This window comes from Nonomuraea fuscirosea (genome assembly GCF_003001935.1).
GTDB lineage: Bacteria > Actinomycetota > Actinomycetes > Streptosporangiales > Streptosporangiaceae > Nonomuraea > Nonomuraea fuscirosea.
Genome location: NZ_PVNG01000020.1, coordinates 127,277 through 143,371, shown reverse-complemented (window position 1 = coordinate 143,371; position 16,095 = coordinate 127,277). Strand labels below are relative to the sequence as shown.

The 16,095-nt window shown below is 70.7% G+C and carries 16 protein-coding genes; 7 read left to right on the top strand and 9 right to left on the bottom strand.

Annotated features, from left to right (window positions below; genetic code table 11):
• Positions 1-4: 4 nt before the first annotated feature.
• The 3 genes from B0I32_RS38815 to B0I32_RS38805 form a co-directional block, all read right to left on the bottom strand.
• Entirely contained in the window at positions 5-934 is a 930-nt protein-coding gene (locus B0I32_RS38815; protein WP_106248237.1) for a zinc metalloprotease, read from the bottom strand.
• A 75-nt stretch (positions 935-1,009) separates the two neighbouring features.
• Complete coding sequence (locus B0I32_RS38810) at positions 1,010-1,270, bottom strand: DUF3039 domain-containing protein (RefSeq protein ID WP_106248236.1); 261 nt, start codon at positions 1,268-1,270, stop codon at positions 1,010-1,012.
• A gap of 163 nt (positions 1,271-1,433) precedes the next feature.
• On the bottom strand, positions 1,434-3,029 hold the full coding sequence (locus B0I32_RS38805; protein ID WP_106248235.1) for an MFS transporter: 1,596 nt from the start codon (positions 3,027-3,029) through the stop codon (positions 1,434-1,436).
• A gap of 151 nt (positions 3,030-3,180) precedes the next feature.
• Here B0I32_RS38805 and B0I32_RS38800 point away from each other — a divergent pair, with 151 nt between their 5' ends.
• Complete coding sequence (locus B0I32_RS38800) at positions 3,181-3,795, top strand: TetR family transcriptional regulator (protein WP_146178477.1); 615 nt, start codon at positions 3,181-3,183, stop codon at positions 3,793-3,795.
• 50 nt (positions 3,796-3,845) lie between these two features.
• On the opposite strand, the gene B0I32_RS38795 is transcribed toward B0I32_RS38800, so the two are convergent.
• A complete protein-coding gene (locus B0I32_RS38795; RefSeq protein ID WP_106248232.1) occupies positions 3,846-4,424 on the bottom strand; it encodes a YqgE/AlgH family protein in 579 nt (192 codons plus the stop codon).
• Between the two features lie 112 nt (positions 4,425-4,536).
• Between B0I32_RS38795 and B0I32_RS38790 the strand changes: the two genes are divergently transcribed.
• Complete coding sequence (locus tag B0I32_RS38790; protein ID WP_106248231.1) at positions 4,537-5,049, top strand: hypothetical protein; 513 nt, start codon at positions 4,537-4,539, stop codon at positions 5,047-5,049.
• Between the two features lie 13 nt (positions 5,050-5,062).
• On the opposite strand, the gene B0I32_RS38785 is transcribed toward B0I32_RS38790, so the two are convergent.
• Positions 5,063-5,674, bottom strand: a complete 612-nt coding sequence (locus B0I32_RS38785; RefSeq protein ID WP_326629487.1) for a TetR/AcrR family transcriptional regulator — start codon at positions 5,672-5,674, stop codon at positions 5,063-5,065.
• Positions 5,675-5,929: 255 nt separating this feature from the next.
• On the opposite strand from B0I32_RS38785, the gene B0I32_RS38780 reads away from it, so the two are divergent.
• The 4 genes from B0I32_RS38780 (at position 5,930) to B0I32_RS38765 (ending at position 10,308) form a co-directional block, all read left to right on the top strand.
• Positions 5,930-6,679 carry an IclR family transcriptional regulator gene (locus tag B0I32_RS38780; RefSeq protein ID WP_106248228.1) on the top strand — a complete coding sequence of 250 codons (750 nt, stop codon included), beginning with the start codon at positions 5,930-5,932 and terminating at the stop codon, positions 6,677-6,679.
• Positions 6,680-6,753: 74 nt separating this feature from the next.
• A complete protein-coding gene (gene glpK, locus B0I32_RS38775) occupies positions 6,754-8,229 on the top strand; it encodes a glycerol kinase GlpK (protein WP_106248226.1) in 1,476 nt (491 codons plus the stop codon).
• 10 nt (positions 8,230-8,239) lie between these two features.
• Positions 8,240-9,790 carry a glycerol-3-phosphate dehydrogenase/oxidase gene (locus tag B0I32_RS38770; RefSeq protein ID WP_106248225.1) on the top strand — a complete coding sequence of 517 codons (1,551 nt, stop codon included), beginning with the start codon at positions 8,240-8,242 and terminating at the stop codon, positions 9,788-9,790.
• A 20-nt stretch (positions 9,791-9,810) separates the two neighbouring features.
• Positions 9,811-10,308, top strand: coding sequence for a hypothetical protein (locus B0I32_RS38765; RefSeq protein WP_106248223.1), 498 nt, complete (start codon positions 9,811-9,813; stop codon positions 10,306-10,308).
• Between the two features lie 195 nt (positions 10,309-10,503).
• Here B0I32_RS38765 and B0I32_RS38760 read toward each other — a convergent pair whose 3' ends face one another.
• From B0I32_RS38760 to B0I32_RS38745, 4 genes are read right to left on the bottom strand one after another with little or no spacing between them, the layout of a single operon-like run.
• Entirely contained in the window at positions 10,504-11,913 is a 1,410-nt protein-coding gene (locus B0I32_RS38760; RefSeq protein WP_106248221.1) for an NAD-dependent malic enzyme, read from the bottom strand.
• A 56-nt stretch (positions 11,914-11,969) separates the two neighbouring features.
• The gene (locus B0I32_RS38755; RefSeq protein WP_106248220.1) at positions 11,970-12,599 is read right to left on the bottom strand and encodes a cytidylate kinase-like family protein; all 630 of its coding nucleotides are present in this window, start codon (positions 12,597-12,599) and stop codon (positions 11,970-11,972) included.
• 9 nt (positions 12,600-12,608) lie between these two features.
• Positions 12,609-13,550 carry a tetratricopeptide repeat protein gene (locus B0I32_RS38750; protein WP_106248218.1) on the bottom strand — a complete coding sequence of 314 codons (942 nt, stop codon included), beginning with the start codon at positions 13,548-13,550 and terminating at the stop codon, positions 12,609-12,611.
• A complete protein-coding gene (locus B0I32_RS38745; RefSeq protein ID WP_106248216.1) occupies positions 13,534-14,085 on the bottom strand; it encodes a MarR family winged helix-turn-helix transcriptional regulator in 552 nt (183 codons plus the stop codon). Before B0I32_RS38745 ends, B0I32_RS38750 begins: the two co-directional genes overlap by 17 nt.
• Positions 14,086-14,316: 231 nt before the next feature.
• Here B0I32_RS38745 and B0I32_RS38740 point away from each other — a divergent pair, with 231 nt between their 5' ends.
• Entirely contained in the window at positions 14,317-16,044 is a 1,728-nt protein-coding gene (locus B0I32_RS38740) for a hypothetical protein (protein ID WP_106248214.1), read from the top strand.
• Positions 16,045-16,095 lie beyond the last annotated feature (51 nt).

Below are 16,095 nucleotides of genomic sequence, written 5' to 3'. Positions count from 1 at the left end.
AATACTAGGCGTCGGCGGTGTCCCGGTAGGCGGCCCACATCTCGTGCATCCGGTTCGCCTGTCCCTGGGTGAACTCCCACATGCACCGGTCGTGGGCGTAGTCCATGTAGTTGTGGGCCGGGTCCTTGCCCTCGTGGGCGGTGCAGGTGTCCTTGTCCAGCGGGCACGCCTCGGTCGGGCGGGCCTCGCGGGGCGTGTCGTCGATGCCGTCGCCCGGCTCCTTGCAGCCGTTCTCGAAGGTGTGGAAGAGCCCGAGCCAGTGGCCGATCTCGTGCACGCCGGTGAAGCCCCGGTTGTAGTCGGCCATCGCGCCGCCGGGCAGGCTGCGCCAGTCGATCACGACGCCGTCGAGGCGGGGGGAGCCGGCGTACCAGTACGGGTAGCTGGCGAAGCCCAGCATGAGCTCGCTGAGCTGGGCGACGTAGAGGTTGAGCGTGCCCGCCCCGCCCTCGTGCAGCGCCTGCTTCATGGCCTTCTCGTGGCCGATGGGGTCGGCGAACCAGGAGGCGTTCTCCTCGACGGAGATGATGTCGAGGCGGAAGCGCACGCCGGTGTCCACGCCGCCGAACTTGCCGGCGTACGCGGAGTTGAGCGTGTCGATCTGGGCCCTGACGGCCTCGTCGGACACCTTCCGTTCGGGCCCCTTGGTGAGGACGTGCACCCGCGTGGGCACGGTGATCTGGCTCGGCGGCGTGATCCCCGCGAGCCGCTCGCCGAGCTCGGCGAGAACCTTGGCCACGTCCTCCGGCTTGGGCGAACGCGGCCCGGGCGTGCGGGACGCGGGCGCGCGTTCGGCACACCCGTCGGCCGTCATGGATCCGGCCGCCGGAACGGTCCCAGCGGCGACAGTCAGAGGAGCGCCCGGCCACGGCGGCCGGATGGCCCCGGCCACGAGCAGGCATGCCGAGACGACAGCGGTCGCGCGCCGGGCCATGCGAACCCCCTACGATTTGAGCCGGTCTGGCTACAGACCGTAACTCTCCGTAAGGGGATTACCGCTCAGCAACACTCACTGCTTGTCGTCGCCGCCCTCGCCGCCACCCGGCGGCAGGCCCTCGTAGATCTCCTTGCATTCCGGGCAGACCGGATATTTCTTGGGATCGCGGCTGGGCACCCAGATTTTGCCGCACAGAGCGCGGATGGGCGTGCCGGTCACCATGCTTTCGGTGATCTTGTTCCTGTCCGCGTAGTGGGCGAACCGCTCGTGATCGCCGTCGCCGTGCGACGTCCGCGGAGTGGTCTCCTGCTCTGGGAGGATCTTCGTGCTCACCCCACGAGTTTATGCCCGCCCGCGACCCCGGAACACGGAACGACCCCCGCCACGGGGGCGGGGGCCGCGACATCGAACACAGGCCGGAGCACAGCGCCGCCGACGGCTCCGAGCGCTGGTCAGAGCACGGATCCGCCGGTCAGCGCGCAGGCTCTGGCGCCGGTCAGCCCACGTGGACGGCAGCGCCCTCGGTCTTCCGGCCGGCCTTGACGAACAGCGTGAGCAGCGCCGTCAGCACCGCGATGCCGGTGCTCACCAGGAAGGCGACGTGCATGCCGTCCATGAACGAGTTGTGCAGCGCGTCGGCGACCTGCTGCGGCACCCCGGGAGGCGCCTGGCCGAACGCGGCGATCTTCTCCAGGGCCGTCATCTGCTCGGCCGGGATCGCCTGCGCCGCCGGGCCGAGGTAGCCGGGCAGCCTGCTGGAGATCTCACCGGCCATCACCGCGCCCAGGATCGCGGTGCCGAGCGCGCCGCCGACCTGCATGGCCGACTGCTGCACGCCACCCGCGACCCCGCTCAGCTCCACCGGCGCGTTGCCCACGATGATCTCCGTGGCGCCCACGAAGACCGGCGACAGGCCGAAGGCGAGCAGCACGAACGGGATGGCGCTGGCCATGAACGAGGCGTCGATGCTGAGCTGCGACATGAGGAACATCGAGAACGCGGTGATCAGCAGACCCGCGGCCATCGTGATCTTCGGCCCGAGCTTGCCGAGCAGCATGCCCGCCAGCGGCGAGGCGACGATCATGCCGGCGCTCATCGGCAGCATGCGCAGGCCGGCGTCCAGCGGGCTGAGCCCGTGGACCCCCTGGAAGAAGAAGCCCAGGAAGAACATCGCGCCGAACATGGCGAAGGCCACCATCATCATCAGGAAGGTGCCGATGGAGATGGACGGGTTGGCGAACAGCGACAGCGGCACCAGCGGCTGCCTGGCCCGGCTCTGCCAGAAGATGAACGCGGCCATGAGCACCACGAAGGCGCCGATGAAGGTCAGGGTCGTGCTGTCGCCCCAGCCCCACTCGGGAGCCTTGATGATCGTCCAGACCAGTGAGAACATCGCGCCGGACAGCAGCAGCACGCCGAGCCAGTCGATGCGCGCCAGCGTCTGCGAGCGGTTCTCCTTGATCAGGAAGATGCCGAGGACGAGCGCGATCACGCCGACGGGCGCGTTGATGAAGAAGACCGACTCCCAGCCCCTGCTCTCGACCAGCAGCCCGCCCACGATCGGGCCGGCGGCGCTGGACAGGCCGATGATCGCACCCCAGGCCCCCATCGCCTGGTTCAGCTTCTCGCCCGGGAACGCTCCACGCAGCAGCGCCAGGGCGGCGGGCTGGAGCAGGGCGCCGAACAGGCCCTGCAGCACGCGCAGGCCGATCAGGGCGCCGGCCGGCGTCGCACCTGGAATGATCTCGGCCAGGTCGGCGCTCAAGCCGATGCCCACCGAGGAGATGGCGAAGCCCCCCACACCGATGAGAAACACGCGCTTGTGCCCGAACAGGTCGCCGAGCTTGCCCGCGGTGATCAGGAAGACCGCCAGCGCCAGCAGGTAACCGCTGGTCACCCACTGCAGATCGGAGAGCGTGGCCTTCAGGTCCACCTGGATGACCGGGTTGGCGATGCCCACCACGGTTCCGTCGAGCATCACCATGATGACGCCCAGGCTGACCGCCAGCAGCACCAGCCACGGGTTGCCCCCGGTCCCCGTCTTCGCCGGGCCGGGCGATGACGGCGCGTCGACCGCCTTCGCTTGAGCCATGAGTCCCCCTCAAACATGCCGCCCCACACCGGGGCATAAGCCTCGTAAGCCTCGGTAATCTATGGCAGAGCATGACACATGACAAATGACTTTCAACAGTCGCCCTATGACTTATGGCACACTGTGACAACATGGTTTCGAGGGAGTGACGGTGGGGCTACGAGAACGCAAGAAGGAGAAGACGCGCCTGGCGATCATGGACGCCGCGCTAGAGCTCTTCCTCGAACAAGGATACGAGTCGACCACCGTGGAGCAGATCGCGGGGGCGGTCGAGATCTCCCCCCGCACGTTCTTCCGCTACTTCACCAACAAGGATCACCTGGCGATGTGGTTCCACGACCACGGCGAGGAGATCATGCTGGAGACGCTGGCGGAGCGCCCGGCGGACGAGCCGCCGTTCACGGCCCTGATGCACGCGCTGCGCGCGGTCCTGACCGACGTGCAGAGTTCAACGCCGGACGACGCGAGCAGGTTCCTGAAGTTGCGGAAGTTGCTGGACGGCAATCCGCACCTGGTCGGCAAGTCGGTGGCCAGGGGTGCGCGGACGGAGCGGCGCCTGGCCGAGGTGATCGCCGCCCGCCGGGGCGTGGATCCCGACGAGGACCAGCTCACGCACCTGATCGTGGCGTTCGCCATGTCCACCATGCGCGTCGGCTTCGAGTGCCCGCGCCGTGACGGCACGATGGAGGAGATCCAGCGGCGGATGGCCGAGAGCATCGAGCTGGCCGAGCGCTGCCTGCGGCCCGGCTGGGACCTGCGCCACTGAGGCCCCTGCAGCACTGAGCCCGACGATCCGGTCCGAGGGGCGGCGGGCGTTCAGTTGAGGGTCGGGTCGTCCGGGCAGGTCGCCACGAACGCCAGCTCACCCCGCTGGCGCCGCAGCACATGACGCCACAGCGCGGACGGGTCGGCGTGGAAGGTGTCGCCGACCTCGGAGTCGACGACATACCAGGCGCCCTCGGCTATCTCGCTCTCCAGCTGCCCCGACGTCCACCCCGCGTACCCCGCGAAGATGCGCATCTGCGCGATCTCCCCTTGCAGGATCTCCGGCGGCGCGTCCAGGTCGACCGTCCCCAGGCGGGCCACCGCGTCGGTGCCCGCGTGCAGCCGGCGCCAGCCGAGCGGCTCCTCGCCGCTCGGGACGGCGGCCAGCGCGAGCGCGCTGTCGGTCTGCACGGGACCGCCCTCGAACAACACCGGCGGCCCGGTGATCAGCGGGTCCCATACGGGCAGCACCTGCGTCACCGATATGTCGCTCGGCCTGTTGAGGACGACGCCGAGGGTGCCGCCGTCGTGGTCGTGTTCGAGGATCAGCACGACGCTACGCCGGAAGTTGGGGTCGTCGAGGAGTGGCGTCGCCACCAGCAACCCGCCGACGTAGATCGCTTCCGCCATACATCCATCATGAAGTACCTGCGGGGGTGCGCGCTCCCCCCGGTGGCCGATGTTACTTTTCGTGCCCGCTTGGGCACTTTATGTAGCGAAGATCGTGTCCGGGGGAAGCACCATGCGCATCGGTTTCCGTCTCGTCCTGGCCGCCCTGCCGGTGGGCGCCGTCCTGCTCCTTCCGGCCGCGGCCGAGGCGTGGCCGCTGCCGGACTCCGGCGACCCGTTCACGATGACGGTCGACGACGTGGGCTGCCGCTCGGGCCGGGCGTCCGTCAGGCTGCACAACCAGACCCGCCAGCTCGTACGCTTCGATCTCAAGGCCGACGGCGTCAGCATGGCCAGCGGCTCCATCCCGGCCAGGAAGACCGTCGTCCGGCAGATCCCCGTGAACAAGGGCAGCAGATCCGAGATCGAGGCCTACTCGGTCAGCGAGCACCAGCCGGAAACGCTGATCGACTCCAGCCACGTCGAGAACGACTGCCCCTGGGGCCACCACCGGCACGGCGGCCGGCTACCCTACACCGGACCGCCCGCCGACCTCATGGGCAAGCTCGCCACGGCGGGCGGGCTCGTGGTCATGGGCGGGATCCTGTGGTGGTACGGCTCGATCTGGCCCCGTTCATCCATGTGAGCCCCCGAACCGCTCATCCCGGCGCGCCGCCCGTCACCAGGGCGCCCGTCACGAAGGCGCCCGCCCTGGCGGCGGCCAGCGTGCGCGCCACCGACCACTCGGCGGCCTCGGCCGTCACCGGCTCCCTCGTGATCATCAGCCGGTAGTAGAGCGGGGCCGCGATCGCCCGGATCACCTCGCCCCCGTCGGTGCCCACCGGCAGCTCACCCCGGGCCACGGCCAGGTCCACGACGCTGGTCCACTCTTCGATGCGGCGCAGGTAGAAGGTGCGCAGCGCGAGAGAGGCCTGCTCGTCGCAGGTGGCGGCGGCGATGACCGCCTGGAACGTGGCCCCGAGGCGCCCGTCGTTGAGCGCCTCGACCACGGCGAGCGCGTTGACGCGCAGGTCACTTTCGATGCCGCCCGTGTCGGCGTGGGGCGAGGACTGGTTGGCCAGCTCGGTCATGAGGTCGGCCACCAGGCCGGGGGTGCTCCCCCAGCGCCGGTAGACCGTCGTCTTGCCGACGCCGGCCCTGGCCGCCACCTGGTCCATGGTCAGCCCATGGAACCCGTGCTCGACCAGCTCGTCCTGGGTGGCCTCCAGGACGGCCGCGCGTACTCTCGCGGTGCGGCCCCCAGGCCGCACGGTTCCCGCAATACGGGAAGGTTGTTCCATTTAGTCCCCTCTTTGCCGGCAATCCATGGGAAATTGGTGCCTTTAGCGGGAAGTCCTCGATCAAGAGACGCACCCGGCGCCGGTGCGGTTCCCGAGCGACGTGGAGTGCGCGACTGCGCGTGGCGGCCCCGGGTTGCCCGCGCCCGCGGCAGATCCCGGACCGGCGTACAGACTCAAGCGCCAGCGTTCGGCAATACCGAACGATTCGCTGCTAGTGTCGTCGGCGTGGGAGACACGATTCAGTCGGTGGAACGGGCCGCCGCCATCCTGCGGCTGCTCGCCTCCGGCCCCCGGCAGCTCGGCGTCGCCGAGCTCGCCAGGGCGCTGGGCCTGCCGAAAGGGACGCTGCACGGCATCCTGCGCACGCTGGTCCACGTCGGGTTCGTCGAGCAGGACGACACCACGGGCAAGTACCGGCTCGGCGCCACGCTGCTCCACCTCGGCAGCAGCTACCTCGACGTCAACGAGCTACGCACCCGCTCCATCAACTGGGCCGACGCGCTGGCCGGGCGCAGCAGGGAGAGCGCCTGGATCGGCACCCCGCACGAAGGCCACGTCCTGGTGATCCACCACGTGTTCCGCCCCGACGACAGCATGCAGACGCTGCAGGTGGGCACCTATCTGCCGCTCCACGCCAGCGCGCTGGGCAAGGTGCTGCTCGCCTACGACCCGTACGGCGAGTCGATCACCCCGCCGCTGCAGGCCCACACCAAGCGCACGCTCACCGACCCCGCGCGGCTGGAGGCGGAGCTCGCCCAGGTCAGGGCGCGCGGCTGGGCCGCCGAGATGGAGGAGCTGACGGAGGGCGAGGTGGCCATCGCCGCCCCGATCAGGGACGCGCGCGGCCTGGCGGTGGGCGCCATCGGCATCCGCGGCGCCGTCGAACGGCTCGCCCCAGGCGGTGACCTGCACATGGAGTTCGTCTCCTACGTACGCGACGCCGCCCGCGCCATCACCCGTGACCTCGCCCGATGACACTTGAACAGCCACCTCCTTCCACATACGATTCGTTCGGCATTGTCGAACCACGAGCACTAGCGAGGAACCCAGTGCCTCGACCGCACTACGTCGCAGCCATCGACCAGGGCACTACGTCCAGCCGGTGCATCGTCTTCGACCAGGCCGGCAACATCATCAGCGTCGCCCAGCGCGAGCACCGCCAGATCTTCCCCAAGCCGGGCTGGGTCGAGCACGACGCCACCGAGATCTGGCAGAACGTCGAGGCCGTGCTGGCCGAGGCGGTGAGCGGCGCCGGCCTGGAGGACGGCCAGATCGCCGCGCTGGGCATCACCAACCAGCGCGAGACCACGGTGTTGTGGGAGCGCGCCACCGGCCGCCCCGTCCGCCCGGCGATCGTCTGGCAGGACACCCGCACCGACGCGCTCACGCACGCGCTGGCCGAGCACGCGAGCCTGTTCAGGGAGAAGGCCGGGCTGCCGCTGGCCACCTACTTCTCCGGGCCCAAGATCCGCTGGCTGCTGGACCAGGACCCCGGCCTGCGCGAGCGGGCCGAGCGCGGCGAGGTGCTGTTCGGCACGATGGACAGCTGGCTGCTGTGGAACCTCACCGGGCGGCACCTGACCGACGTGACCAACGCCAGCCGCACGATGCTGATGAACATCCACACGCTCGGATGGGACGACGACCTCCTGGCCGCGATGGGCGTGCCGCGCGCCATGCTGCCCGAGATCCGCCCCTCCGCCGAGGTCTACGGCCACACCCGGGACGGCGTCCCCGTGGCCTCCGCGCTCGGCGACCAGCAGGCGGCGCTGTTCGGGCAGACCTGCTTCGCGCCCGGCGAGACCAAGAGCACCTACGGCTCGGGCAGCTTCCTGCTGATGAACACCGGTCAGGAGCCGGTCGTGTCCAAGCACGGCCTGCTGACCACGGTCGGCTACCGGATCGGCGACGGCCCGGCCACGTACGCGCTGGAGGGCGCCATCGCGGTCACCGGCTCCCTCGTGCAGTGGCTGCGCGACAACCTCGGCCTGATCTCCAGCGCGGCCGAGATCGAGACCCTGGCCAAGACGGTCGACGACAACGGCGGCTGCTACTTCGTACCGGCGTTCTCGGGGTTGTTCGCGCCGCACTGGCGCTCGGACGCGCGCGGCGTGATCGCCGGGCTGACCGGTTTCGTGAACAAGGGGCACATCGCCCGCGCCGTGCTGGAGGCCACCGCGTGGCAGACCCGCGAGGTCGTCGACGCGATGAACGCCGACTCCGGGCTCGACCTGACCACGCTGCGCGCCGACGGCGGCATGACCGCCGACAACCTGCTCATGCAGACGCTGGCCGACGTGCTGGCCGTGCCGGTGATCCGGCCGATGGTGGCCGAGACCACCGCGCTCGGCGCCGCCTACGCCGCGGGACTGGCCACCGGCTACTGGCCCGACCTCGACAGCCTGCGCGCCAACTGGCACAAGGCCGCCGAGTGGCGCCCCGCGATCGACGAGGCGGCCCGCGAGCGCGAATACCGCAACTGGAAGAAGGCCGTGGCCCGGACCCTCGACTGGGTCGAGCAATAGGAGTATGGCAATGACGACCGCGATCGGCACCGACCGGGCCGAGATCCGCCACGAGCTGTCCACCACCGGCTACGACCTGCTGGTCATCGGCGGTGGCATCCTGGGCACGTCGGTCACGTGGATGGCCGCCCAGGCGGGGCTGCGGGTGGCGATGGTCGACTCGGGCGACTTCGCCGGCGCCACCTCCAGCGCCTCCTCCAAGCTGGTCCACGGCGGCCTGCGCTACCTGCAGACCGGCAACGTCAAGCTGGTGGCCGAGAACCACCGCGAGCGCCGCGCCCTGGCCGGCGACATCGCCCCCCACCTGGTCAAGCCGCTGACGTTCCTGGTGCCGATCTACAAGGGCGGGCCGCACGGGGCCGCCAAGCTCGGCGCCGGCGTGTTCCTGTACTCGGCCCTGTCCGTGTTCGGCGACGGCATGGGCAAGGTGATCACTCCGCATCAGGCGCTGGCCAAGGTGCCCGCGCTGCGGACCGAGGGGCTGCGCGCCGCCGCCGTCTACGGCGACCACCAGATGAACGACAGCCGCGTCGCCGTCATGACCGTGCGCGCCGCCGTGGACGCGGGCGCCACCGTGCTCAACCACGCCGAGGTCGTCGGGCTGCGGACGACCGGCGGCAGCGTCACCGGCGCCGACCTGCGCGACCGGCTCGGCGGCGCCGAGTTCGGCGTCTCCGCCCGCCTCGTCCTGAACGCCACCGGCCCCTGGGTCGACCACCTGCGTCGCATGGAGGACCCGGACGCGGCCCCCAGCATCCGGCTGTCCAAGGGCGCCCACCTGGTCATGCGCCGGCACGAGCCGTGGAAGGCCGCGCTGACCACGCCGATCGACAAGTACCGGGTGTCGTTCGCGATCCCGTGGGAGGACCACCTGCTGCTCGGGACCACGGACGAGGCGTACGAGGGCGATCCTGGCCTGGTCGGCGCCACCGAGGCCGACATCTCCCAGATCCTCGACGAGGCGGGGCATTCCGTCCGCGACTCCCAGCTCCGCCGCGAGGACATCACCTACGCCTTCGCCGGCCTGCGCGTCCTGCCCGGCGGTCCTGGGGAGGTCACGGCGGCCAAGCGGGAGACGGTGCTGACCCGGGGCGCGGGCGGCATGTTGTCGGTGGCCGGCGGCAAGTGGACGACGTACCGCCACATCGGCAGGCACGTCTTCGACACCCTGGCTCACCTGCCCGGACGTCCCCTGGGCGACGACCTGGCCGACATCCTGCCCGCCGTGCCGCTGCCCGGCCTGGCCAGCCCCGACGCGGTGGCCATGCGGCTGTGGACCGACCGCGACCCGAGCGCGCGCATGGATCCGCTGGTGGCCCGGCACCTGGCCTCGCACTACGGCTCGATCGCGTTCGACCTGGCCCGGCTCATCCGCGAGGACCCCGCGCTCGGCGAGCGCATCCACCCGGACGGGCCGGACATCTGGGCCCAGGTGGTCTACGCCCGCGACCACGAGTGGGCGGCCACGGTGGACGACGTCGTACGCCGCCGCACGACCCTCACCGTACGTGGCCTGGACACCCCCGAAATCCGGACCAGGATCGCCGGCCTGCTCACCTGAGCCCGGGGAAGGGGGAGGGCATGGGTACTCCGATCAACCAGGCTCTGCTCCGCCACTTCACCGACCTGCGTGACGGCGACCACGGCGACGCCGTCACGCGGGAGGACAAGGAACGCGTGTTCGCCAGAACCGTCGAACTGCTGGACCCGGTGGCCCGCCAGGTCCTCGAGGAGGCCAACGCCGACCTGCTGCTCGGCACCGGGGAGGTGGTCGCGAGCGGGCTCACCAGGTCGCACGAGGGCGGCCTCAACGCCATGTGGTCGCTGACCTGGCACGAGCAGCGCCAGTGCGGCGCGCAGCCGATCGCGGTCGTCGCCCACTACGGCTGCGACTTCCACCACCCACACCTACGGGGCAACACGGTAGGCGACTGGCCCCTCAACGTCTTCTCGGAGACGGACGCGACCGGCCAGCTCGACACCATGCGCGTGATCGCCGCAGCCGACGCCCACAACCTGGTCTTCCAGGAGAGCTACCGCGTCATACCAGCGATCACCACACGAACCACAACGCCGTAGCCGGTGCCGCGAACCTCGCCATTGCCGGGCTTGTCCGCATTGCCGTAGCCGGTGCCGGGGGTTGAGCCCGTAACCGGCCCACCATGCGCCGTAGCGGCGGCCCGCCGTGTGCGGGTCTAGAAGCGTCCCCCTGGAGGCCGCGAGCCCCGCACGACGGTTGGAGTGCCGCCGGCACCGCCGTAAAAGATGATGGACTCAGGCTTCGGTGAAGCCTCGCGCGCGACCACCAGCAGACTCTCTTACGGCTGCGGCGACGGCAGTGGCAACGTCGGGGTGGAACACGCTGGGGATGATGTAGTTGGGACCCAGCTCCTCCGGCGTGACGACGGCGGCCAGCGCGCCGGCGGCGGCCAGCAGCATCTCCTGCGTCACCCCGCCCGCCTGCGCGTCCAGCAGCCCCCTGAACACCCCGGGGAAGGCCAGCACGTTGTTGATCTGGTTGGGGTAGTCGGAGCGGCCCGTGGCGACCACCGCGGCGTGCTCGCGGGCGTCGTCGGGCGACACCTCCGGCTCCGGGTTGGCCAGCGCGAACACCACCGCGTCCTTGGCCATCGTCGCGATGTCGTCGCCGGTGAGGATGCCGGGCGCGGACACGCCCACGAAGACGTCGGCGTCCTTGACGGCTCCGCGCAGGTCGCCCGCGTAGCCTTCTGCGTTGGTGTGCTCGGCGATCCACAGCAGCGACTCGTCGAGGTCGTCGCGGCCCTTGTGCACGGCCCCGAGGTAGTCGCACACGATCACGTTGCGCGCCCCGGCGGCCAGCAGCAGCCGCAGCACCGCGTTGCCCGCCGCGCCCGCGCCCGCCATGGTGATCTTGACGTTCTCGATGTTCTTGTCGACGACCCGCAGCGCGTTGGTGAGCGCGGCCAGCACGCAGATCGCGGTGCCGTGCTGGTCGTCGTGGAAGACCGGGATGTCGAGCAGCTCGCGCAGCCGCCGCTCGACCTCGAAGCAGCGCGGCGCGCCGATGTCCTCCAGGTTGATGCCGCCGAAGCCGGGCGCGATCACCTGCACGGTGCGCACGATCTCGTCGACGTCCTGGGTGTCGAGGCAGATCGGCCAGGCGTCGATGCCCGCGAACCGCTTGAACAGCGCCGCCTTGCCCTCCATGACGGGCAGCGCCGCCTCGGGCCCGATGTTGCCCAGCCCCAGCACGGCGGAGCCGTCGGTGACGACCGCCACGGTGTTGCGCTTGATGGTCAGCCGCCGCGCGTCCTCCTTGTTGCGCGCGATCGCCATCGACACGCGCGCCACGCCCGGGGTGTAGGCCATGGACAGCTCGTCGCGGTTGCGCAGCGGCACCTTGGAGACCATCTCGATCTTGCCGCCGAGGTGCATGAGGAAGGTGCGGTCGGACACCTTGTGGATGACGACGCCCTCGACCGCCTCCAGCTGGTCGACGATGGCCTGCGCGTGGTCGGTGTCCCTCGCGGCGCACGTCACGTCGATGCGGAGCTTCTCATGCCCGGCATTGGTGACGTCGAGGGCGGTCACCACACCCCCGGCCGACTCTACGGCGTGGGTGAGCTGGCTGACGGCCTTGCCGCCGGCCGGCACCTCGAGACGCACAGTGATGGAGTACGACACACTCGGGACGGTCGCCACGTCAATCGCTCCTTCGGGACTGACCAAGAATGCCTCCTATGTTAGGGGGAGTTGGGTCAATCGAGTGCCTCGGCGGCGAGGACGATGAGCTCGGCGCAGGTCGCGACCGGAATCGTGGTGCTGTCGAGCACGAGCTGGTAGTGGCAGGGGTCGGCGGGGTCGGCCCGGTAGAAGTGGCGCACGTAGGCGGTCCTGGCCCGGTCGTTGTCCTCGACGATGCGGCGGGCCTCGCGTTCGCCGACCTCGCTCATCGTGGCCACCTGCCGGATTCTGCGCCCGGCGGGCGCGTCGAGCCGGACGTGCAGCGCGCCGGGGTGGCCGGCCAGGACCATCGCCCCGCCCCGGCCCAGGAAGACGCCGCCCTGGTCGCGGGCCATGTCCTTGAGCATGCGCTCGGTACGGCGGACGAACTCCTCGGGGGCGAGCGGCATCGCGCCGGGAACGTACATGTCGACGCCGCCGAACGTGACGGTCGGCAGGCGCATCGCCCCGGAGAACAGCCGGCTCAGGCCGTGATCGGCCCGGTCGTCGTGGGCCAGGGCCTCTTCGATGGTGCAGCCCAGCTCCTCGGCCACGGCGCTGGGGATGGCTCGGTCGACGAAGGGCACGCCGAGCCGCTCGGCCACGGCCGGGCCGATCTGGTTCCCGGCCGTGCCGTAAGTGGCGGATATGGTGACGACCCGCATATCCCCAGGTTAGAACAGGGCGCTCGCCAATGCTCTACGTGCTTTCGCCAAAGATGGGTCTTCCGCCGGCAACGCGTCGAAAAGTCCGAGCAAATGGCGCCGCACCCGGTCGCGCTCGTCACCCGAGGTGCGCTTGACCACGGCGATGACCCGGTTGAACGCCTCGTCCACCGAACCGGACAACATCTCCAGGTCGGCCGCGAGCAACTGGGCGTCGATGTCGGCCGGGTCCTCCATACGACGCTGCACCTCGGCGGGGTCGACCTCGGACGTGCGCTTGATCAGGTTGACGCCGGCCAGGCCCATCTTGGCGTCCTCGTTTCCGGGCGCGCGCGCCAGCAGTCGCTGGTAAGCCTCGATCGCCGCGTCGAAGTCGCCGTGCTCGATGGCCTGCTCGGCCGCGACGAGGTCGGGGTCGACGGGCGGCCCCGCCGGCTCCTCGGCCGCGTCGCCGGGCTCGGCCGGCGGCCGGGCACCGGGATTGGCCTGGTAGAACTGCTCGACGGCGCCCATCAGCTCGTCGAGCCAGCGCCGCACCTCCTGCTCGGGCAGCACCTGCTGGAAGCCGGTGACCGCCTGGCCCTGGAAGATCGCCAGCACCGTCGGCACGGCCTGCACCCGCAGCGCCTGGGCGATCTGCGGGCTGGCGTCGACGTTGACCTTGGCCAGGATCGCCTTGCCGCCGAGGTCGCCGACGACCTTCTCCAGCACCGGGCTGAGCTGGGCGCTGCCCGGCGCCCTGGGAGACCAGAGGTCGAGCACGACCGGCACGGTCATCGACCGGTCGATCACGTCCGTCGTGAACGTCTCCTCGGTCACGTCGACGACAGAAGCCGACGAGGCCGCCTGGGGACCTGCCGCCTCCCGCCGGGTCTGCGCCTCCAGTGCCTGCTTGCGCGCGCCCAGGTCCACTGCTCCGTAGAGTGACCCGGGCCTAGAGAAGTCCGCCATGCCCTTCATCTTGCCGCATGACCGAGGCTGGGAAGTCACCAGCCGCCACCCGTAGCGTGCGCAACTGGTCGAACATGTGCTGGAGTTCGTCCTCGGCGTACATCGTCAGGCCGAACTCGGCGGCCATGAGGTCGGCGGTGGCGCGGCGCACGACGTCCTCGCCCGCGGCGGTGATCTCGGCGAGCACGCCGCGGCCGTCGCGGGGATTGGGCAGCCGGCGGACGAACCCCGACTTCTCCAGCCTGTCCACCGTGTTCGTGACGCTCGTGGGATGAACCATCAGTCGCTCCCCGATCTTGGACAGCGGCAGCGCGCCCGTCTTGCTGAAGGTCAACAGAACGAGTGCCTCGTATCTGGCGAAGGTCAAGTCGTACGGCTTCAGGAGCGAGTCAAGTTGCGACAGCAGGATCTGGTGCGCTCTCATGACCGAGGTCACGGCGGCCATGGCGGCCGACGGCCCGAAGTGGGCGCGCCAGCTCTCGGCGGCGCGGTCGATGGGGTCGAACGACAGGTTGAGCGGCTTCTGCTGCGACACAGCGCTACGGTAGCGCGCCCCTCGTCCCGGTTCGTCGGGTCACCCTCCGCGACAGGACCCTTCGCTTGACCAAGAATCCGGACATCAATCATCACGCTCAGTTATGGTTCTCCTACGTATGGTGACGCGGAAGCCAAGTCCATGGGCCTGTGGGGACCGGCCGGGACCGAGCGCCTCCGCCTCACCGAGGGGCACGGGGGGTGCGCTTGATGAACGTCAACGGGGAAACGGGTGCGTGAGCACGCGGGCGTTTCACGAGAGGAGCTGAAGCAGAGCGCGGCCGTCACGGTTGCCGTGCTGCTGGCTGTCGGCCTGGTCGCCGCGTGGAACGTCCTGATACCCGGGGTAGACGCGTGGGAGAACATCGTGGCCGCGGTCATCGGCTCGCTCCGGCTGACCGGGCCCGTGGCGGCGGCCTTCGCCGCCTGGGTGGCGCTGCGCAAGCGGCGCGCGCTGCGCGGCCGTTCGCTCACGACCTGGCGGGCGCTCAAGGCGCCGCTGGCGATCGTGATGGTGGTGCTGGGGTCGTTCGCGGCCACGGTGCTGGTGCTGGCCGTCAAGACGGTGCTCACCGACCAGGCCGGCCGGCTGAGCCTGTCCGGGCTGGGGATGGGGATGGCGGGGCTGGCCCTGTACTCGGTGATCGGGTGGGTGGCCGGGTGGGTGCTGCCGCGGCCGTACACGCCGCCGATCGCGGGCCTGGCCTGCTACGGGCTGTTCACCTGGCTGGCCGACGACCGCGGCTGGGCCGACCGGCTGGCGCCGGGGACGGGCGAACCGTACGACCTGTTCCAGGGCTGGAACGGCGCGCCGTTCTTCGACCAGACGATCTGGCTGCTCGGCATCACGGCGGCGCTGCTGCTCGGCTGGGCGGCGCTGGTGACCAGGCAGGCCCTGGTGCTGGCGTGCGCGCTGCTGTCGGTGCTGGCCGCCGCCATGGGCGTGTCGCGGGTGCTGGCGCAGCCGAAGCCGGCCGCGGCCGTGGACATCGCCTACAGCTGCCAGGAGTGGCCGATCACGGTGTGCGTGCATCCGGGGATGCGGGCGGGGCTGACCGAGCTGGGGGCGGCGTTCACGCAGATCGCCTCCCGGCTGGCCGGGACTCCCGCCGCGTTCACGCGGGTGGAGCAGCGTCCGCTGGACGACGCGCTGAAGCCGGCGAACGGGCTGGCGCCCGTGCACGTGCCCGACCTGTCGGCGGGGTTCGCCGAGGAGGCCGCGTACGAGTACATCGAGGCCCTGTCCCCCAGATGCCAGAGCACGGTCGCGGAGGGATACCGGCAGATCGTGGTGGCCTGGCTGCGCGGTGAGCCGCTGCCCGGCACGCCGCTGGCCGAGCACCAGTACGCGACGTCGTGGTTCTCCTCCCTGAGCGAGCCCCAGCGCAGGGAGTGGCTGCGCATGTTCTACAGCGACTTCCAGGGCTGCCGGCTGTCGAGCACGCACTTCGGCGGCGGCCCCGGGCACGCGCAGGTCGCGCCGTCCGCGCGGCCCACCCCCGAGTCGAGCCACGCCTACCCCGTCTATCCGGGGCCCAGCGGCACCGCGACGGTCGGCTCGGCGTCGAGCGCTCCCGGGACCGTGACCACGCCGGACGCGCCTCAGGTCAGCTGGACGCCGGACACCCCGGCCGCCGGCTGGGCCTCGTCGCAGCCGGCGGGAGCCTGGACGCCCGACACGTCAGGGGAGGGCTGGCCGGTGCACGCTTCCGAGGCGTCCGCGGGCGTCGCGCCCGGATCGGGCGCCTACCGTCAGGCGTCGCCGGTGTCGGAGACCTCTCCCCAGACCGCCCCGGTTTCGGGCACGGGTTCGGGCACGGTTTCGAGCACGGGTTCCGCGCCGGTTTCGGCTCCGGCGCCGGCGCCGGTCGCAGAACCCGTGTCGGCGCCGGTGGAGGGGCCCGCGGCCGCGCCGGCGCGGGTCCCCGAGGAGGAGCCGGCCACGGAGCAGGCCGGCTGAGGATCGAAGATGTCACCGAAGAGCTGGCACTGATGATCGCCGAACGGGTAG